Origin of the sequence: Candidatus Paracaedibacter acanthamoebae, assembly GCF_000742835.1 — a bacterium.
GTDB lineage: Bacteria > Pseudomonadota > Alphaproteobacteria > Paracaedibacterales > Paracaedibacteraceae > Paracaedibacter > Paracaedibacter acanthamoebae.
Genome location: NZ_CP008941.1, coordinates 1,583,019 through 1,602,640, shown reverse-complemented (window position 1 = coordinate 1,602,640; position 19,622 = coordinate 1,583,019). Strand labels below are relative to the sequence as shown.

Below are 19,622 nucleotides of genomic sequence, written 5' to 3'. Positions count from 1 at the left end.
ATCCTCAGACATTAAGATATTACTTCAGACTCGACTATGTAAGCATTGTCTGTGGGCTTCCCAGGCCTTGGGAAGTCTAAGGTTACTCCATTGCTATAAGCCCATAAATCAAGCGCCTTAGCAATAAACTCAGGTCCATTATCCAGGCGGATAACCCTAGGTTTACCATAAAGCTTAACGGCTTTTTCTAAACTGTTTACAACATCAACACTTTTATAGCAAAATCCCACACCTATTTGAGGGCTCTAAGTTTCTCACCCGTAAAAAGTTGATCAGCAACAAAGTCCATAGACCAGCAGTCCTTTCTTGCTTTGATCTCTATAGTATCTTCTCTTATCTTAGCTTGAACACGGCGCTTTGGCTTTTTCTTACGCATCTGTAAAGACTCTTCACAATAAAGCCGGTAAACACGTTTGTGATTAATCTCCCATCCTTCCCTTTGCAAATTTATATGAATACGACAATAGCCATAATGCACACGACTATAAGCAACATCCTTTATCTTCTGCCTTAATATTGCCTGCTGATATTTACGGGATTGATAGTAATAAACCGAGCGATGAAACACTAAAACATGGCAAATCCGCCTCAAGCTTGCGCCATAACAATTCCTTAGCTCAGCAACTACAATCCGTTGATCAGCAGGCTTTAGCCTTTTTTTGATAGCACATCCTGCAGCATCTTCTTATCCAAGCTAAGATCCGCTACAAGTTGCTTAAGCTTATGGTTCTCTTCTTGTATCAACTTCAAACGTTTTACTTCGGAAGGTAACAATCCCCCATACTTGCTTTTCCATCTATAAAAGGTCGCTTGCGAGGCGACTAAATGGCGGGTTACATCTTCAACACTCGTCCTTTCTGCTTGATGCAAAGCTAACGCTATTTGTTCTTCTGTAAATTGCCTTTTCTTCATCGAAAATTCTCCTCATTTCTTATTCTCATTATAGTGAGAATCTTCTCAATTGCCTGGTCCTATTTCTTGGGTGAAGACCATCTTATTAGCAGACCCTAATTCCTTTTGGATCAGTTTTTTGGGAGCAGGTCAAGACCTTCTTATAAGAACTGTGATAATGAAAGAACTTTTCAACTATTTTTGAGCACCTTATCAAGAGGTACCACTATGAATTCATTTTTCCTTAATTTTTAACGTTGTAAAGCAGAATATTATTTGTTAACTGTTTCCAGAGCCCCGACGCTCTGGAAAGGAGGATAAAATGAATACTACTCTTGGTAATTAATTAAAGGTGACTCCCATGAGTATTCCTCTGGGAGTCAAAATTCAATAAATATTTGAGAAGAAAATGATACTAAAACGCTTAGCACCCTATATGAAAGTTGGTTTCCAGAATGAAGTGCTTTATCTTGGTTTTGGGTCCCTTATACAAAAGATTGATAATCCTGAAATACAGAAAATCTTAATAGATTCATTGGAACTATGGGTTGATCCTGCTGAAGTTAGCCAAGTTAAAGCTAGACTTTGCCAGAAATATTCCGAAGGTACAGTGGATGAATGTATCAAAATCATTCTCAAAAACAACTATGTGATTGATCATGATTGGTATGATAGAGAAAACCAATATAGCCGTAATTTTCTTTATTACGCTCTTTCTGGTGCCGTACCTTCTCATGTACAAAATCTTTTAAGCAAAAAAGAGTTTTAATATTAGGGTGTGGGGGAATAGGTAATATGGTTAGTGTTTCACTGGCTACTAGCGGAATTGGTACCATTACACTGCTAGATTTTGATGAAATTGAAACATCTAATTTAACTCGTCAATTCATGTTTTCGCTTCAGGATATAGGTCTGAATAAGGCTGATGTTTTAAAGCGGGAATTACTGAAAAGATCTACATCAACTCAAGTCGATATAATAAAAGAAAGGTTGAGCCAAGAAGTTTTAAAAAGCATCGAGAGGCCAGATCTAATTGTATTGTCAGCAGACTCACTTGACTGCATACCAATTGTCAATTCGTATGCAGTAAAAAATGGAGTTCCTTATATTAATATTGGCTATATTCAGGATATTGCTGTATGGGGGCCTTTTGTGATACCTGGCAAAACAGGTTGTTTCTATTGTCAGCAAATCATTGCAAACGATAATAAAGGTGACACTGAGTTGAAGGAGAAGGTTAAGCGTATAAACGCAGGACACCAAGCTCCTTCTAATCCATCTGTCAATATGTTAGCGTCTGCCTTGGGGGCGATGGATATCATCAAATTTCTGGGTGATTTTGGCAAGGTCCAATCACTAAACAAACGTGTTGGTTTGTGGACAAATTCTTTAAAAATCGAAACTCAAGACTGTACATTGAACCCTAACTGTAAAATTTGTTCTCAGAGCCTGAGAAAACAAGCAAGATAGAGGGAAGCAATGAAAAAATTTTTGATAGGAATAATTATGTCTGTAACACTTTCTCAAAGTAGTGAATCTGAATCCAAAAAAGCAGATCCTTGTATCTTTTGCGATATAGTTGCTGGGAGTTCACCTTGCTTTAAAATTTGGGAATCAGAATCCCATTTAGCATTTTTGTCTATTTTTCCAAACACCCAAGGTGCTACGGTTGTTATACCTAAAAAACATTTTTCTAGCTATGCCTTTGAGGTACCAGAGGAAGACTTTAATGCTTTAATGAAAGCCGCAAGAGAAGTGGGACTATTACTTGACAAGAAGCTCCTCGATGTTGGCAGAACTGGCATGGTTTTGGAGGGTTTTGGAATTAATCACGTGCATGCAAAACTTTTTCCACTGCACGGAACTGCAACAGAGGGGGTATGGAAACCTATTAAGTCATCAGTAAGGACTTATTTTAATACCTATCAAGGGTACATTTCTTCCCACGACAGCCAAAGAGCAGATGATTTCGAACTAGCTGCTTTGGCTGAACACATAAGACAATAAAATATTCAATAAGGTGATGGTAATTCTAGAATGCTGGTATTAAGTGGATATGTAAAAGATGATTTTAGTACAATTTACAAAGACTTCAATTTTAAAAACAAGTACTTAATCACGTCTAAGAAAAATATAAAACCAGGAAAATTGAAAGAACTTCGTCAGGTTTTCACAGAAATTATTGGAGTTGAAGAATACTATGATTCTTGCCAAGTTGAATGGGCAGCTATAGACCTTCATAAAAGAGTGAGATTTAATCGAATCATCACCCCGGCTACCGGAGAATTTGACATCATTCGCGCAGCTAAGCTTAGAAAGTACCTAGCTATTGATGGACAGGATCCTAAAAGTGCCTGCGCATTTCGAGATAAAGCTCTAATGAAAACCATGCTTTCTAGAGCAGAAGTTAAAACTCCCTCTTTTCAAAAAGTAACCAGCACTGTTGATTTGTTGAAATTTATTGAAATATATGGACTTCCAGTCGTTGTAAAACCTAGATTCGGTGTTGCCTCATTAAACACACAAATTCATTTTACCTCAAAGGATGTAGAAAGCTTCTTGAATAGACCAGATGTTTCCTTTGAAAAGCAAAAAATGATGGTAGAAACCTATGTTGAAGGGGAGATGTTTCACGTAGATGGTTTAGTGTTTAACGGAAAAGTTATAGCATGGCCAAGTATTTACGTAGGAACTGCAATGGATATGGTCAATGGGAAGTTTTTTGCAAACCATTTATTATCCTCGGAAAATCCGTTAGTGCCAAAGCTAGTTAATTATGCAAAAAAAATTCTATCTATTCTTCCCACGCCAAAAATGACAGCTTTTCACTTAGAACTTTTTAAGAATAAAAGCGGCGAACTTATCTTTTGCGAAATTGCCTCGAGGGCTGGGGGCGGGTATACGAGTAGTATCTGGAATGCCGCATTTGATATACCTCTGAGAGAGGCATTTTACCTTATTCAGGCTGGCATAAATGTTGATCAGTATGAAAAAGAACTACACCCAAAAATAATACCTGCATCTGTTGTAATTCCGAAACAAACAGGAACAATTGATAGAATTGAACAATCTTGCCCACTAAGTTTTGTTTCTAGATATGTAACATTCTACAGTGCTGGCGAGAAAACACAAAAATCATCTGATACGATGAATCCAATTGCAAGTGCACTTCTCCTCGGAAAATCAGAAAAAGATATTACTAAAAAAATTAATCAGTTTCTGCATTGGGCAAGTCAAAATATTTATTACCAACAATCAAGATAGCAATAGAATGGTATTACTTGAGAATATAGAAAAAAACTCCAAGATTATATTGAAATCACCCCCATACCCGGCGAGACTTCTACTTTTTTAGAAAGTAAGATTGGGGGAGAGGCGTTTTCCTCAGAATATATTCATGATGTTCTATTTAATTGGTCGTCTGATTTCCGGCTTTTGGTCCAAATTAACTTTAAGGAAGTCCCTCCATTACCACCCTTCCCAAGTGAAGGAATCCTTCAGATCTATTGGGAAAGAGTGGAAATTCCTAAAAGTGAGATAGGGGGGAACTTTAAAGTTGTGTATTTTAATGAATCAGAATGCAGCCAAGTGCATTTTATGCCCCAACAACCCTTAAAAACTGACTACCCCCTTTTGCAAACTCCACATCGATTAGTTTTTTCTAAAAGAAAAATGACAATCCCTATTTGTGATTTTGGGGTTAATGACGTATATGACGAGATGTTTTCAAATAAACAGGAAATAGATGATTTCGAAAACATCTATACACGATCATATAGAAAGGAAACTGACCACCGGATTGGAGGGATACCAAGTCTTTTTCAACAAGTCTATGAAGATGAATTATTGCTTTTACAGCTTTCAATAGGCTGCGACATTTACTTTGGCACAAAACTCATTAATTTTATTATATCTGATCGTGACTTAAAGTTAAAAAACTTTGGCAATGTTAGACATGAAATCCATTCTAGATGACCCGAGGGAGAATTTATGAAACTTAAATCATTAATAAAGTCAATTGCTCTTTCAACTTTCGGGGAATTGGACGTCGTAGATATAAAGTTATCAGCAAATACTGTTAACAGAGGGGATTTATTTGTATGCCTTGAAGAATTAAATATACCCCATATTGAAGATGAAGTGCGAACTGCCTCTTTTAGAGGGGCATCTTGTATTATATTGGCTGTACCCTTAAAGAGCTTAATCACATTTAATAAAATACCTATCTTCAAGGTCGATAATATACGTAAACTTCTAAGCGAAATGGCATCCAATTTTTATCCTAGTTCTATACCTAACATCATAGGTGTTACAGGAACCTATGGAAAAACATCAACAGTATCTTTTATTAGACAACTTTTAAATTCGCTCGATTATAATGTTGGAAGCTTAGGAACGCTAGGTTTATGGATTAAAGAGACAGAGTTAGGCTCGTTTCCAAGAATCATGACTACCCCACCTGCAATTTATATTCATTATATACTCCACTACCTTTCTGCAAGAAGGGTAGATTATTTTGCTATGGAGGTTACCAGTCATGGATTAGACAGACATCGTTTAGACGATGTACTATTCAAAGTAGGACTTTTTACAAATTTTGGAGCTAGTCACCTCGACTATCATCAGAGCATGGAGCATTACTATGCATCAAAACGCAAATTCTTTTCAGAAGTTTTAGAACCAAGTGCTGTAGGAGTTTTTAATTCAGAGCAAAGTTGGTCAAATGATATTTTATCAATTTGCCGAGATAGACGCATTAAATCAGTTCTAATCGGGAAAGACTTACGGGTAGAGCATAGCGTGGTTAATTCTGAAGGGACTGAATTAACTATTAACTGCTTCGGGGAGAAGAAAAATATTCATATCCCATTCATAAGCACCTTTCAAACTGAGAATATCCTATTTTCTATAGGGTCTCTAATTGGACTTAATAAGGATATAGGATTAGTTCTAGATAGTGTAAGCAAACTCAAATCAGTGGAGGGACGAATGGAATTAGTTTGCAGCAAGAATGGCGCCCCAATTTTTGTTGATTTTGCTCATCGGCCTGAGACCTTTGAAAAAATATTTCAGCCTCTTAAAGAGCAGGGGAAAAACATTGTTCTCGTCTTTGGATGCGGCGGGGGGGGCAATAAAGAATGTCGCACCTTATTAGGTAAAATAGCAGCTAAATACGCAACTAGAGTTATAGTGACCGATGATAATGCTCGGAATGAGGATCCAAGGCAAATACGAAGAATGATTCTGCAGGGTTGTCCTAAAGCAATTGAAATTCCAGATCGAAGAAATGCCATTTATACCGCTTTAGAGGGGCTAACAGAAAATGATGTTTGCATTGTAGCAGGAAGAGGTTCAGAAGAAATCCAGGTCATTAAAGGGAAAGAAATCGCTTTCAATGATAAAGCAGAAATTCTAAAAGCACTTTCTACTATAGATTTTACTTTAACGTCTTAGGTTCTTACAAATTAATGACTATGATCCAAGCAACTAATCTATGTAAGGAATTTCGGATTAAAAAATCCGCTGATGTTTCTTTAAAAAATGTGAAATCATTATTTTTTCCAGAGTATACGATTTTCTATGCCGTTAAAAATCTTTCCTTTTCAATTCAACGAGGAGAAAAAGTAGCTTTTCTAGGAGCAAATGGAGCAGGTAAATCAACGGCGATCAAGATGTTAACAGGAATATTATATCCCACATCAGGAGATATTTTGGTTAATGGGCTTATACCCTGGAAGGAGAGATCCAAACTTTCCTATAATATAGGAATTGTTTTCGGACAACGCTCACAGTTATGGGCATATTTACCTGCAAAAGATACATATCAGCTAATCTCAAAAATATATGGTCTTTCAGAAAGTCGATATAAACAACGCCTAGAGGAAATTGCAGAAGTTTTAAAGATAACAAATATTATAGAAATACCAGTAAACCAATTATCTCTTGGACAACGAATGAGATGTGAAATAGCAGCGACACTTTTGCATCGTCCAGATATTCTTTTTCTAGACGAGCCAACTATTGGAATTGACATAAATACAAAGATGGCTATACGGAACTATCTTAACATTCTTTCCGAGCAAGAGGGAACGACTATTCTTCTGACTTCCCACGATATTGCAGATATCGAGCAAGTATGTAATAAAGTAATCATTTTAAATGAAGGGAAAAAAATAATTGATCAATCTCTTGATTCAATAAAAGAGCATTATATAAAAGTAAAAAGAATCATTTTGAAGACTCAAGATGAGATAAAAACCTTAGAGATAACAGGTGTTAAAATTGTAGACACCTTGTCTACAACAGTGACCCTTGAAGTGGACAATCAAACCATATCGACTCAGAAAGTTATTGGGATTTTACTTTCTAGATATAGTGTTTCCGATATTTCCATCGTAGATCCCCCCTTAGAAGAAATAATACAAAATATTTTTAATAGACAAGATTCTCGCCATGCTTTCTAAATACACCTCATGCATGACAATTTCAGGAAAAATCTTTCTAGCTTACAAGTTTCAAATTCTTGGAAGATTATTTTTTTACACTCTTGCAATCTATATTTTCTCTCAACTATGGCAGTCTACCGGGGAAATTAAAAGTTCAATTCTAAAGGTCAATGTCTCTGATATGATTTGGTATATAGCAATTACTGAGTGGGGGGTATTATCAGAACCTTATATTTATAGCCGTATCCAACATGATGTTAAAAGTGGTGATATAACGTATCATCTGTTAAGACCTATTTCCTACATACATATGATATTATGGGAAGGGCTAGGTACTTACCTTTTCAATCTATTTGTTTTTGCTGTTTTTGGGACCATAATAACCGGCTTTATATCTCAATCAACTAGTCAGTTAACTGGGTTTATTTTTGTATTATTTTTTCTTGCCATAATGTCAGGGGCCCTAAGTTTAATAATTCAAACCATTATAGGCTTATGCGCTTTTTGGGTTGGAGACGTTGCAAGTTTTTTTATGTTTTATAGAATGTTGATGTATATATTAGGGGGATTATTGTTGCCTCTAAATATTTATCCAATTTGGCTTAAAAGTGTTGCTTATTTAACGCCATTTCCTTGGATGATTTACGATCGCTCAAAAATAATTTATACTCAGAATTGGAGCGATTGTTTTACGAGTTTTATTGGTTTACTAATATGGATTGGGTGTTTTTATCCCATCTTAACGATAATTTTTAAAAAATTTATAAAACGTATAGAAATTTACGGAGGATAGGTTATGTCGATTAAAAGAGAGCTTCTTCTACTAGTGAATTTCTTCTCAATAAATCTCAAGGCCAGTATAGCCCATCGAGGAGCGTTTATTCTCAGATTAATTTTTATGACACTAAGCAAATTAATTTTTCTGGTAAGTTGGTTTGTCTATTTTGAAAAATTCAAAGTTGTCAACGGCTGGACTATATACCACGTCACATTTATGTACGGTCTTGTGAATGTTTCGATTGGACTTATCGAGATGTGTTTTAATGGCTTCAAGAATATACCCAATCTTATTGAAAGATGCGAATTGGATATTTTACTCGTTACTCCGCGTCCAATTATCTTTTCTGTGGGCTCTTCCAAAACAGATCATGCTGGAATAGGAAGTGTCATTGCAGGGATATTTCTAATTGTTTTATCAGGGTTTACTGCATTTACGGATTGGCTGCTTATTTTTTTATTCGTGATTTGTTCTATCGCTGTATATTGTTCAATCAGCATCTTATATGGAAGCTTGTCCTTCTGGTTCAAGAATTTAAACAGGCTTGTTCAAGATCTATTCAATATAACTGTTGTTTTATCTACAAACCCAAATTGCATTTATAAAGGATTTTTGAAACTTTTAATTTTATCTCTTCTCCCAGTTGGTTTAATCTCATATTACCCTATAGACTACTTTCTTACAAGATCAATGACAAGCCTTCTAGTGGTTGTGTGTGGAACAAGCTTGCTGTTAGCAGTCTCATCATTTATTTTTTATAAGGGATTAAGACGTTATGAATCAGGAAGTTTATCTAATATGTCAGTAAAATAAATGTAGAGGCTTGGGTGGCGCCGTCAAGTTATTGATCATGTCAATAAACTGGGTCAAAATCTTCCGTTTTAGATAGACTGAGGGTGTGAAACGACTATCTCATGAAAGATAGACAGAGACTCTTTTAGTTTCTGTCTATACTCTTTGGCTGAAACAGAATATCGTTTGACCTTCAATAAATTTAAGAATGCCCCCATGGATGAAAGAAATCTCTGGGCATATCCAGGAGTCTTGAATCCGCGCATTTGCCTTTCCTTTTCTCGTGTAGGTTGATGAGAATTCTCTGCTCTATTATTTGACCGCTTATGGGAACGATGTTCTGACGTTCTCAACAGAACACGATGCGCCTTATTGTAACTCTTCAGTTTATCTGTGACCATAACTCTCGGAGGCTGTCCTATTCTTTTTAAGGCTTTCTTCAAAAACCTGATCGCTGATTTGGCATTGCGTCTTCTTTGTAAAAGAATTTCTATTTCTTCTCCCGTACTATCGACAAGACGCCAAAGCCAAAAGGCTTCACCTTTAATCTTCACTCTCACTTCATCAATATGCCACTTGTCTTTAAAAGCTGATCCTCTTTTCTGACGGATATCTCTGGCATAAACAGGACCCCAGGTTTGGCACCAATTTCGAATCGTTTCGTAAGTGACAGAGAGACCTCTATCCTGAAGCATTTCGCTTAAATCTCTTAAGCTGATCTTAGAACGGTAATAGTAGCGAACAGCAAAGCCAATAACACTTTTGGGAAGACGATATCCTTTATAATGATCTCGCATAATCAACGTCTTTCTCTTATTCTTGCAAGAATCTTACGTTAACTACATCTCCTTCTCAACAACTTGACGGTACCGAAAAAAGAAGTGGGAAAAGGAAAAATTAGTTATCTTATATTCTAGAAGAAAGGATAGCTAATGCCCTATAAAGAACGTCTTCGCAAACATGGTTGTCCCGGCCAACGAAAAGCTGACTATCGCGTTAAAAATTGGTCTGACTATAATCAAGCTTTAAAAAACAGAGGTTCTTTGACTTTATGGATTTGTCAAGATATTGGCAATAAATGGTATGCTCGTAAAAGCTCTTCTTCCCAAAAAGGCAGGCCCTATTATTATTCTGATTATGCTATTACGATCATGTTAGCTCTCAGAACCATGCTTAAGCAAAAGCTAAGGCAAATTCAAGGCTTCGTTGCCTCGTTATTTGCATTGATGGGCCTTAATCTGGATGTTCCTGGTGATACGAGGTTATCTCGCCGCGGAACCGTTGCTCTTCTTACTTGCCAATTAGACAAAATGAATGAGCCAGGTCATCTTGTTATTGATAGCACGGGCATCAAAGTTTATGGAGAGAGTGAATGGCTAGAGTCTAAGCATGGGAAACACTATAAACGTAAACTCTGGCGCAAGCTTCACATTGGTATTAATGAAGAGGGGTTGATTGTTTCCCGAATGATGACCGATCATCTAGCAGATGATAGATCTTGCTTACAAGATCATTTGCGACAAGCTGATCCGACAAAAGTAACCGAATTAATTGCTGACTCAGGTTATGATGGTCAAGAGACTTATGATCAGCTGGAATCAGCCAATATTAAGCCTATTATTCCTCCAGCTCGTGGGTCCCCATCAACTGCTGATGAGGCAATCTCACCGCGGCAAGAAACGGTTAACTACATTGATAAAAAAGGAAAATACGCCTGGCAATCTAAAAACAAATACGGACGAAGAGCTAAAGTAGAAAATACGATGTATCGCTATAAAGAAATTATCGGCCGTAAATTTAATGCAAGATTATGGAATAACCAAGATGCTGAATTGCACCTTGGATGCTTCATCCTGAATACTTTTACCAAACTTGGTATGCCCAAATCTGCTAAAATGTAACAGTTTTGGGGGAAAGGGGGGTGCTCTATCCTTACTCTACATTTATGCAACAACGCCAAGTTGAGGCCCTTTAGTAGGATACCAAAGCATTTATGAAGAAATAGAAACAAAGTGAATATTGATTTTTTCTTAATGTTGAATAAAATCTACCTCCATATTTATAAAGAAAGCTAAAATGACAACCATAAACTAACACTCCTACACTTATCAGAGTATCACCTTTATGAAACTTCTTTCTCCTATCTTTATAAATCTTTATTTTTTAACCATTTCCTGTGTGGTTTCAGCTATGGACTATCCTCATACGAAACCTCTACAAGGAGGAGGTGATCACAATTATAAAACATGGCTGGAGATGTTGCTTCCCTCTTTCCATGATGAGATTGGTATATTATATGAGAAGGAAGGAGAAAACATATTAGACATTTATCGAGATGGTAACATACGTATATCAATTCCTCTTCCTTTAAATTCAATTGCCGATATCCAATTGAGTCCTGATGGAAGTATTTATTTATTAGGAAAGGATCAACAGAGAAAGGATAGCATTGGTGCTGTAAAAAATGGGGCTTTTTTCTCAATTTCATCTTATGAGTTCACAAACATATTTAGCATCCAGACTGGTGCTGACGGTGCACTTTATCTCTTAGGAAAGGATCAACAGAGAAAGGATAGCATTGGTATTGTAAAAGATAGCTCGCCTCTCCAGCTTTTATCCTGTGAACTCACAAGTATAATTAACATGCAGGCGGCGGTAGACGGTATTCTTTACCTATTAGGGAAGAATTCAGAAGAACAAAGATGCATTATTACTATAAAAGCGGGCGATATTTCCATGCCCTCCACTTATGGATTATCAAACATTTTTAACATGAAAATTGGCCCTGATAGCATTCTTTATCTTCTCGGAGTAAATCAACAAGAAAAAAATATACTCCTATTAGTGAAGCAGGGAAAAGTTATGCACCATATACCCTATGATCTAAGAGAGGTGCAACACATCCATGTGATAGACGATAAGTCTTGTTATTTACTAGGAAAGGATCATCGTCGGAAAGGTAATATTATCCTGGTAAAAGAGGGGGTCGCCTCACCACCGACCACTTATGGATTAAGGCACATATGGGACATACAAGGTAGCTCTGGCGATACTATTTATCTTCGGGGAGAAAATAAACTTGGTACAGATAGTATAGTTACTATTAAGGGGGATTATGTTTCTCAGCCAAACGCTTATGGATTAATAAGGATAGGGAGCATGCAAGCAGGGTCTAACGGTAGTCTCTACCTCCATGGAAAAAATTCCGAAAGGGAGGATAGCGTTTTTGCTATGAGAGGGGAAAATATTACTCAACTTGCAACCACTAAGATTAAAAAGATACACAATATACAAGTAAAACCCAATGTGGTTTATCTTTCTGGCTATGACGAAAAAAATCAAAAAATTGCCGTTGTGATAAGAAAAGAGGGAGAGGAAAAGGTCACAAATGTAAGAGACATCCGCTCTATTGAAAAAAAGCAACTAACAGTAAACAATATACTAACTACTATAAGCTCCACTATTTTTTCACAATTTTCTTCTGATAAAGATGATATTGATATGCCTTTATTTGAAAACTTATGCAAATACATACAGTTTTTTCCTTTTAATCCTGTTATGAAGCAGGAGGGGATGATGCTTCACAATATATTTTTAAAATATCTATCTGCTCTTAAGGGTAATGCCAAGGCAAGTAAAACTTTTTTAGAGTCTCTCTCCTACTTAATAAACGCACAAGATGGAAAAGGAAATTACCACCCTTTATGTCCATATGCCAGTGCAATTGTATTTATGCTTTGTGATCCGCAAGACTATTTTATGCAAAAAATAGAATTTGCACCCCTGCAAAAAGAAAAAATCAAAATACAACTTGGTGAAGAAGGATATCAACAAAGATATACAAACACTCAAAATATAAACTTACTTTTAACAATAATTCAAAATTCTGAGGATTGCGAGGAATTAAAGAAGTTATATCGATCATACTATGAATGGGTACAGATTGCTCTTAAGCAATTAAGCCTTCTAGATAACCAGTAATAATGAATTAGAGAACCTTTAAGAGATAATGATTAGTGAATCTTTACAAGCATTAGCTGATAACAGTCCTTGCATTGGAAGTGGTAAATCCTTTGGAACATTTGGTGAGCTCTTGCAAGGCTAATCGATCCAAGCGCCATACAATGATCGTGTCATCTTCTCGTAAGTGCTCGAGCATCTTTTCTAGTTCAGGCCTTTTCTTATGGGCCCCTGAAATTTTTTCCTGGTAGATTCTTTTACATCCAGCTTCCTTCAAAACTTGAAGTTGAAAAGTTAAATCTTGATCGTCAGTAGAAACCCGAGCATATCCAATTTTCATAAAGCTTGATTCCGAGAAATTTTCTTTGCAAAACATGTAGTAGCAAAATAATTTACTTTTGCATATGATTTTTGCAATAAGAAAGGTTCAATACTTTCCTAGTTACTGGCGGTTATTGCAAAAGTTGTAATTTTTGCAAGAGCGAAAGAGGAGCTCTTAACAATGATCCCACAGTCTCCTACTGCAGTTTACCAGCTACGTCTTTAACTTAAAGAAATTAACCCAATGATTTGGCGGCGGCTTCTTGTCTTAGACTGCACCAGTATTGCTGATCTCCATGCAATCATTCAAATAGCTATGGGCTGGAAGAATAGCTATTTACATCGGTTTGATATTTGGGGCAAGGAGTATGGGATTTCTTATGAGGGAGGGATAAGTTTTCAAGATGATCCTCTTAATATCTTTTTAAAAGACTTTTCATTTCGCATTAATGAGAAGTTTGTTTATGAATATAATTCTTTTGATCATTGGGAACATGAGATTCGCCTAGAAAAGAAGGTGCCAGCCTCCAACAAAAAGATCTACCCCTGTTACTATGCTGCTCCTCCAGAAGACTGCGGTGGCCCGTGGTCTTTTATGAAATTGAAAGACTATTATTCTGTTTGGAGGATTGAAGAAAAAATTCTAGAGGCGTTCGAGCGCTATAAAGCTGACAAAGACCTCGTTGAATTTCGAAAAACACTAGAAGAGTTAAGGTATTGGCTAACCTACCATCAGTTTGACCGCCGCAAAGTTAATCACCAGCTTCAACGGTACTTTAATAACCAGAATCAACTATCCATAGAGGAGATTCAAGATGAAGATTAAACTACAACTCATTATTGATAACAACAATGAATACATTACTGAAGACGTCATTTACCTTGAAAGGGATGAACTATCATCTGAAACTCTAGGACTAACCTTAAAAGAAGCCAAGAATATTAATTCAAAAGTTCAAGAAATTAGGATAACTCATCAAATAACAGACTTTGTTGCTCATCACCGGCATTGCCCATGCTGTAGTAAGCCTCGTTCCATCAAAGGGTACCACCCTTTAATTTATAGAACTCTTTTTGGTAAGATTTGTCTAAGAAGCCCGAGGCTTTTTTCTTGCCGATGCCAATCTCAGCAATCCTCAACCTTTAGCCCTTTGGTTCAGCTCTTAACAGAACACGTTTCACCTGAACTAAGTTATTTGGAGTCAAAATGGGCGTCATTGATGTCGTATGGATTGGCTGCTAAGCTTCTAAAAGAGGTATTCCCTGTGGAAATTTATCCTTCTTCGGTATACCGCATTACCTCCAAAGTAGCCAACCGCTTAGAACAAGAATTAGGCGAAGAGAAAGCTATGTTCATTGAGGGATGCCAGCGGGATTGGAATCAACTGCCCCGGCCAGATACCCCTATTACCGTTAGCCTTGATGGAGGGTACGTACATGCAAGGAAAGGAAATAACCGTAAAGCTGGGTGGTTTGAGGTTATTGTTGGTAAAAGCTTGCAAGAAGGTCATCAACCAAGAAGGTTTGGTTATGTTGTTAATTATGATCAAAAGCCAAAACGTCGGTTGTATGAAATGCTTGAAAAACAAGGATTACAATTGAATCAAGATATTAATTTCCTAACTGATGGTGGCGATACAGTGCGAGATCTACCTCTTTATCTAAGTCCTCGATCAGAGCATATTTTAGATTGGTTTCATGTGACCATGCGGATGACTGTTATAAAACAAATTTCAAAGGGAGCTATGGGCAAAGACTATGCGAACTTTGAAAAACAGCTATTAAGGACAAAGTGGTTTCTTTGGCATGGGAATGTTTATCAGTCCTTGGATGTTTTAGAATCTTTAATAATGGATTTAGCCTTATATTCCAAAAATAAAGCACATAAAAAATTTAAGCTTTGGCGGGTAGTCAGTGAATTTTATCAATATATTCAATCAAATAGTCAATTCATTCTCAATTATGGAGAACTTTATCGCCACGGCGAATCAGTCTCATCAGCTTGCGCTGAATCAGCAGTCAATGAGCTGATTAGCAAGAGGATGGCTAAAAGCCAACAAATGAGATGGACACAGAAAGTGGCTCATCTACTGCTTCAAGTCCGTTCGAAGACCCTAAATGGTGACTTAATAAAATCCTTTAAACAATGGTACCCAAAAATGGATGATGCCCATAATATTCCTCAACCTTTAGCGGCATGACCCCCAACTTTGGGATGGTCTCCATCGTACGTTCCATAACACTGGGCCAATGAGCAGAGGCGAAACTTTTTATCTCTTAAAGTGGAGGCTAACGTTATTTAATCAGTCAAACCATAATCAAAATGGATAACAATGACAACTACAATAATGAAATAGGAACAAACTTGTCATAAAACTGCCGCTTTGTACACAGTAGGCCCTTATGTGATGAGCTGGGTATCACTAAGCAAACCTTGTATAGGCATGTGTCGCCAACAGGAGAATTACGGGAGGATGGGAAGAAATTACTTGGATTGTCATGACTAATTTTATCTAATTTATGGTGGCTGGAAAACAAGAACTGGTTTAGTGATAATGCTTAGAGTAACTTTTCATTCCAATGATTGTCACACCCCAATTTGGGTGGGGAAATTTCAATTACCATTGATACACCAACATGTACGAAAACAAGAACGGGTTAAGCGACGATTTAGAAGCGCCATTAATTGCCAAAATTTTCTCTCTTTATCTTTAACCCTTAGGACCCGCTTTGGAAGAATAGCTCATAAGTTAACTGCTAAATCTAAGAGAGAATATAAACAACAAGCATTCAATCTTTAGCTTCAAAGTACACAAACACAACACACCTGTATCTAAAAGTAGCGCGCTTCTTGAAAAACTTTCCGCCTTGTTAGTTAATGTGACAACGCCTTAATTTGACAGTGCCGTCTGATTCCTTGTTAGGTTTCTTTCTAGGATCTCCCGCCTTACAGTATCACAATTCTTAATCAATGTACCATGGAGGAAGTCACGCCCGATAGAGATAACGTTGCCTAAGCCTGCAGTGTTAAACTGTGTCAGGCTTCCTGCATTACAGAGGAAGTAATCCCCAATAGAGGTAACGTTGCCTAAGCCTGCAGTATCAAACTGCGTCAATTTTGTTGCACCATAGAAGAAGTTATGTCCAATAGAGGTAAGGTTGCCTAAGCCTGCAGTATCAAACTGCGTCAATTTTGTTGCACCATAGAAGAAGTACTTCCCAATAGAGGTAACGTTGCCTAAGCCTGCAGTGTCAAACTGCGTCAGGCTTTCTGCACCATGGAGGAAGTTATATCCGATAGAGGTAACGTTGCCTAAGCCTGCAGTATCAAACTGCGTCAGGCTTCTTGCATCACAGAGGAAGTTATGTCCAATAGAGGTAAGGTTGCTTAAGCCTGCAGTGTCAAACTGCGTCAGGCTTCTTGCACCCTTGAGGAAGTTATGCCCGGTATAGGTAAGGTTGCTTAAGCCTGCAGTATCAAACTGCGTCAGGCTTCCTGCATTACAGAGGAAGCCATCCCCAATAGAGGTAACGTTGCTTAAGCCTGCAGTATCAAACTGCGTCAGGCTTCCTGCATTACAGAGGAAGTTACGCCCGGTATAGGTAACGTTGATTAAGCCTGCAGTATTAAACTGCGTCAATTTTCTTGCACCACAGAGGAAGGAATCCCCAATCCGTCGGGCATTTTGAGTAGCATTGGTAAGAGTAAGTCGAGTTATGGTCTCAGGTAAATTTGTTATTGTTATATTAAGGGTACCCTCATGATCAACGAAGTGTTTTCCAACATCGAGTAAAAGGTTTAAGTTATTTTTTCTATGAAGGAGCTTTAGGAGTTCCGTTTTACTGTTCGAATCGAACAGTTCTGAGTCGGTTATGGTAATGAAGGTATTATCTATGAGCGTATCAATATGATTTAAAGCCTCTTGAATTGAAAGATAACCTCTTGAAGCTTTAAGGTTATGAAGTTCTTGGATAATGTGGCCTTCTTTTTCCTTTAAAGAGAGAGCTTTTCGATGAAAGACCGTAAAGTGAGAGGTTAGGTGTTGAAGGATAGATTTATTACGCAATTGCAGTTCATTTTCTTCTGCCGATAGGTCTGCATTAAATAGAGCTTCGTAAATGGTTTTGTAGCAATCATCATCATCCTGCAGAGCGCGCGTAAGCGAATTTGATGTTAAATTATTCTTCCGAGCTATGTGGGTTAGGATTTGCTTAATTGCCGAATTATTATCAACCAAGAGAGGGATCTTATCTTTAAAAGAAGGGCTTTCCAAGATTTCGATATTGCCGTTCAGTATAGAGATGAGAGAACTTAAATCTTGCGGGTTCTGATTACTATGCATTAAACGATGGTATATGCAGTCCATAGATTGCTCTCTTGCCTGTGAGCACGTGCTTCCGAAAGCTGTAACATCTTTATAGTCACAAAAGCTAAGAATGCCAGCATGCATCTCCTCGGGCAAATCAAACAATTCCAGCGTATCAGATGCAAAAGAACTGCCGGCTATAGCAGCGAACAAGAGTGAGTAGATGCTAACCTTGCTTAACGACATCTTAAAACCCATAAATTATGTGGAATAATATTTATTTATTATTTTGTTTACAAAAAATGTCAATGTAAAAAAGTTTAGCTTCTGTCGCATCTGGGTGTGTACGAAAAGCTAGTTTTATGAGGCTTTGTTCGGAAGGTTTGTTAGTATTGTAGTTTTTTGCTGATGTGTTTTAATAGGGATATGTTTAAAGAAGTTTTTATAGAGCTATTGTCAAATGTTGTGTATATCAGTTAATTAGGCGGCGCATACTTGGGATTCACTTAACGGTTTTGTTTGTATTTTTTTTATCTTGCTCGGCAATGCCATTTTTAAATAATAATCTCTGCCATATGATGGGATCCATAGAGACGGATCCATCTCTTTTGTGCAGCTTCAATCAGCTTAAAAGCCATGAGAGAGCAGAAAAAAGCTGGGGGTAGAAAAATAGGCTCTGTCGCATCTGTGAGGAGAGGTTATATTTTTGATTGCGTTGCCCTGATTTTGGACACACCAAGCCATTAAAGCGGCAAAGTTATTGAAGGAAGATTGGCAAACATGTTGACCGGTAACTTGTCCTTTTTGAATCATGCGGACAACTTCAATTCCTGTAATGGTTGCTTTAGCAGAATAAAAGTTCTTAAATCCCAGTGTTGGCCTGGTTCTCTTCTTGATAAACCGGTGATCTTGCTCAACAATATTATTGAGATATTTGCTTTGCCTTATTTTAATCTGCTCTTCTCTTGGAGCATGGCTGTTAAAAGAATCAAGTGCTGACTTATTGCTGCCACTTTTATCTATTGCCACTTTATCCGGCCTTCCATTTTCTCTAAAAGCCTTTCTAAAAAAGGCCCTTGCCGCTATAGCATCTCTCCTGGCACGCAGAAGAAAATTGATCTTGCTACAATTTTTTAGACACAGTGAACTGAGATGGCTTCCTTTTGGTAATAATTATTTTCCCATTGGTTGGGAGTTTGATAGTTCAATGTCGAATGTCTCCTTTTAGGGTTATAGAATGTAAAAATATAGCTAAAGATGTCACCTTCTGCCTCCTGTAATGTTTTATACTTTTTGAAATGGATTAGTTCTGTTTTGAGCGTATGAAAGAATGTTTCCATGGCCGCATTATCATAAGCGCAACCTGTTTTACCATGGCTTAGTTTAATTCCATAATATTGCGCCATTTTATACAACTCATGGCTGGTATACTGACTACCTAAGTCTGAATGATGAATAAGGCCTCGCGCCGGTCTTCTTAATAATAAAGCTTGATTACGGGTTCTGTGGAAGAACCCCCAAAAGTGTTCGTTCTGATTTAACCAGCTAAAACTTCTGATATTTTTTCACCAATACGAACATTACGAAGCCTTAAGTATAAATATAAGGTGGTTTTAGAAATATCTAATTGTTTTGCAATTTTTTTTACCGGGATACTCCCATTTTTATAAAGAGCTTCAGCAATGGTAGCTTTTTCTATTGCTGATTGGGAGACCATTCAAAAGTTGGGGCTGCGACACGAGGTCTTTGTTGAGAGCTGTCCTCCCTTGAATAAAGGAGAGGACCACCTGTACCACCAGGTGAACCTAAGGACATGAATAAAGAGCTGTCCTGACAATGTAGCGAAGCATAACAATGCAGGATAGGAATCGTGAGAGAAATATCCTCCTGAGAGCCGAACTTGGGATAGTGCTAGGTAACTGGTATGGTGAAGGTAATGTGAACTCACGTAAGGATCGTAATTTGAGAACAGGTGCAACGGCTGATACACCTGACCTAAAATAGGGAAAGAGATAAGAATGAGAGCTCCCCTAATCTCCATTCGTGGTTAATACATCTCTCGGTCTACAGTGAGCACCTAACCCAGTATGCTTTTGACAAAGGAACGTGGCAACCTCGTATAGTTCC

Annotated in this window: 20 protein-coding genes and 4 pseudogenes; 15 read left to right on the top strand and 9 right to left on the bottom strand. The window is 37.4% G+C overall.

The window, feature by feature from the left end; translation table 11 throughout:
- Positions 1–26 precede the first annotated feature (26 nt).
- From ID47_RS13930 to ID47_RS07160, 3 genes and pseudogenes are all read right to left on the bottom strand, one after another.
- Positions 27–230: pseudogene (locus ID47_RS13930) on the bottom strand (DDE-type integrase/transposase/recombinase); the annotation flags it as partial.
- Positions 231–232: 2 nt separating this feature from the next.
- Entirely contained in the window at positions 233–592 is a 360-nt protein-coding gene (locus tag ID47_RS12420) for an IS3 family transposase (protein ID WP_075261581.1), read from the bottom strand.
- A gap of 56 nt (positions 593–648) precedes the next feature.
- The gene (locus tag ID47_RS07160; protein ID WP_038465186.1) at positions 649–912 is read right to left on the bottom strand and encodes a transposase; all 264 of its coding nucleotides are present in this window, start codon (positions 910–912) and stop codon (positions 649–651) included.
- 388 nt (positions 913–1,300) lie between these two features.
- On the opposite strand from ID47_RS07160, the gene ID47_RS12675 reads away from it, so the two are divergent.
- Genes ID47_RS12675 through ID47_RS07120 form a run of 9 tightly spaced genes read left to right on the top strand, consistent with a single transcriptional unit; the run spans position 1,301 to position 8,928 of the window.
- Entirely contained in the window at positions 1,301–1,660 is a 360-nt protein-coding gene (locus tag ID47_RS12675) for a hypothetical protein (RefSeq protein WP_156956697.1), read from the top strand.
- Between the two features lie 26 nt (positions 1,661–1,686).
- On the top strand, positions 1,687–2,361 hold the full coding sequence (locus tag ID47_RS07155; RefSeq protein WP_051908736.1) for a ThiF family adenylyltransferase: 675 nt from the start codon (positions 1,687–1,689) through the stop codon (positions 2,359–2,361).
- Between the two features lie 36 nt (positions 2,362–2,397).
- Entirely contained in the window at positions 2,398–2,898 is a 501-nt protein-coding gene (locus ID47_RS07150; protein ID WP_051908896.1) for an HIT family protein, read from the top strand.
- Between the two features lie 30 nt (positions 2,899–2,928).
- Positions 2,929–4,155, top strand: coding sequence for an ATP-grasp domain-containing protein (locus ID47_RS07145; protein ID WP_038465184.1), 1,227 nt, complete (start codon positions 2,929–2,931; stop codon positions 4,153–4,155).
- A gap of 48 nt (positions 4,156–4,203) precedes the next feature.
- A complete protein-coding gene (locus ID47_RS07140; protein WP_084675982.1) occupies positions 4,204–4,866 on the top strand; it encodes a DUF1963 domain-containing protein in 663 nt (220 codons plus the stop codon).
- A 15-nt stretch (positions 4,867–4,881) separates the two neighbouring features.
- Entirely contained in the window at positions 4,882–6,345 is a 1,464-nt protein-coding gene (locus ID47_RS07135) for a Mur ligase family protein (protein ID WP_038465179.1), read from the top strand.
- Between the two features lie 20 nt (positions 6,346–6,365).
- Entirely contained in the window at positions 6,366–7,355 is a 990-nt protein-coding gene (locus ID47_RS07130) for an ABC transporter ATP-binding protein (protein ID WP_198022262.1), read from the top strand.
- Positions 7,356–7,368: 13 nt separating this feature from the next.
- Complete coding sequence (locus tag ID47_RS07125) at positions 7,369–8,130, top strand: hypothetical protein (RefSeq protein WP_156956696.1); 762 nt, start codon at positions 7,369–7,371, stop codon at positions 8,128–8,130.
- A gap of 3 nt (positions 8,131–8,133) precedes the next feature.
- Positions 8,134–8,928 carry an ABC transporter permease gene (locus ID47_RS07120; protein WP_038465173.1) on the top strand — a complete coding sequence of 265 codons (795 nt, stop codon included), beginning with the start codon at positions 8,134–8,136 and terminating at the stop codon, positions 8,926–8,928.
- A 68-nt stretch (positions 8,929–8,996) separates the two neighbouring features.
- Here the strand turns inward: ID47_RS07120 and ID47_RS07115 are convergent, their stop codons facing one another.
- On the bottom strand, positions 8,997–9,704 hold the full coding sequence (locus tag ID47_RS07115) for an IS6 family transposase (protein ID WP_038465171.1): 708 nt from the start codon (positions 9,702–9,704) through the stop codon (positions 8,997–8,999).
- A gap of 135 nt (positions 9,705–9,839) precedes the next feature.
- On the opposite strand from ID47_RS07115, the gene ID47_RS07110 reads away from it, so the two are divergent.
- Both ID47_RS07110 and ID47_RS07105 read left to right on the top strand, forming a co-directional pair.
- Entirely contained in the window at positions 9,840–10,808 is a 969-nt protein-coding gene (locus ID47_RS07110; RefSeq protein ID WP_038465169.1) for an IS5 family transposase, read from the top strand.
- A 223-nt stretch (positions 10,809–11,031) separates the two neighbouring features.
- Positions 11,032–12,888 (top strand): hypothetical protein, encoded by a 1,857-nt coding sequence (locus ID47_RS07105; protein WP_038465168.1) that lies wholly within the window; start codon positions 11,032–11,034, stop codon positions 12,886–12,888.
- A 118-nt stretch (positions 12,889–13,006) separates the two neighbouring features.
- On the opposite strand, the pseudogene ID47_RS07100 reads toward ID47_RS07105, so the two are convergent.
- Positions 13,007–13,207: pseudogene (locus ID47_RS07100) on the bottom strand (recombinase family protein); the annotation flags it as partial.
- Between the two features lie 216 nt (positions 13,208–13,423).
- On the opposite strand from ID47_RS07100, the gene ID47_RS11925 reads away from it, so the two are divergent.
- The 3 genes and pseudogenes from ID47_RS11925 to ID47_RS13530 form a co-directional block, all read left to right on the top strand.
- Positions 13,424–14,014 (top strand): plasmid pRiA4b ORF-3 family protein, encoded by a 591-nt coding sequence (locus ID47_RS11925; protein WP_320410483.1) that lies wholly within the window; start codon positions 13,424–13,426, stop codon positions 14,012–14,014.
- Positions 14,004–15,389: an ISKra4 family transposase gene (locus ID47_RS07090; RefSeq protein WP_038465165.1), complete on the top strand. Its 1,386-nt coding sequence runs from the start codon at positions 14,004–14,006 to the stop codon at positions 15,387–15,389. The genes ID47_RS11925 and ID47_RS07090 overlap by 11 nt, the downstream gene beginning before the upstream one ends.
- Positions 15,390–15,589: 200 nt before the next feature.
- Positions 15,590–15,691 (top strand): annotated as a pseudogene (locus ID47_RS13530) (recombinase family protein); the annotation flags it as partial.
- Between the two features lie 388 nt (positions 15,692–16,079).
- On the opposite strand, the gene ID47_RS07085 reads toward ID47_RS13530, so the two are convergent.
- From ID47_RS07085 to ID47_RS07070, 4 genes and pseudogenes are all read right to left on the bottom strand, one after another.
- A complete protein-coding gene (locus ID47_RS07085) occupies positions 16,080–17,741 on the bottom strand; it encodes a leucine-rich repeat protein (protein ID WP_038465164.1) in 1,662 nt (553 codons plus the stop codon).
- A gap of 546 nt (positions 17,742–18,287) precedes the next feature.
- Positions 18,288–18,614 (bottom strand): annotated as a pseudogene (locus ID47_RS07080) (DDE-type integrase/transposase/recombinase); the annotation flags it as partial.
- A gap of 14 nt (positions 18,615–18,628) precedes the next feature.
- Positions 18,629–18,901, bottom strand: coding sequence for an IS3 family transposase (locus ID47_RS13265; RefSeq protein WP_051908734.1), 273 nt, complete (start codon positions 18,899–18,901; stop codon positions 18,629–18,631).
- A gap of 131 nt (positions 18,902–19,032) precedes the next feature.
- Positions 19,033–19,212 carry a helix-turn-helix domain-containing protein gene (locus ID47_RS07070; protein WP_038465162.1) on the bottom strand — a complete coding sequence of 60 codons (180 nt, stop codon included), beginning with the start codon at positions 19,210–19,212 and terminating at the stop codon, positions 19,033–19,035.
- 137 nt (positions 19,213–19,349) lie between these two features.
- On the opposite strand from ID47_RS07070, the gene ID47_RS13260 reads away from it, so the two are divergent.
- Positions 19,350–19,499: a hypothetical protein gene (locus ID47_RS13260; protein WP_198022261.1), complete on the top strand. Its 150-nt coding sequence runs from the start codon at positions 19,350–19,352 to the stop codon at positions 19,497–19,499.
- The last annotated feature ends 123 nt before the right edge of the window (positions 19,500–19,622 follow it).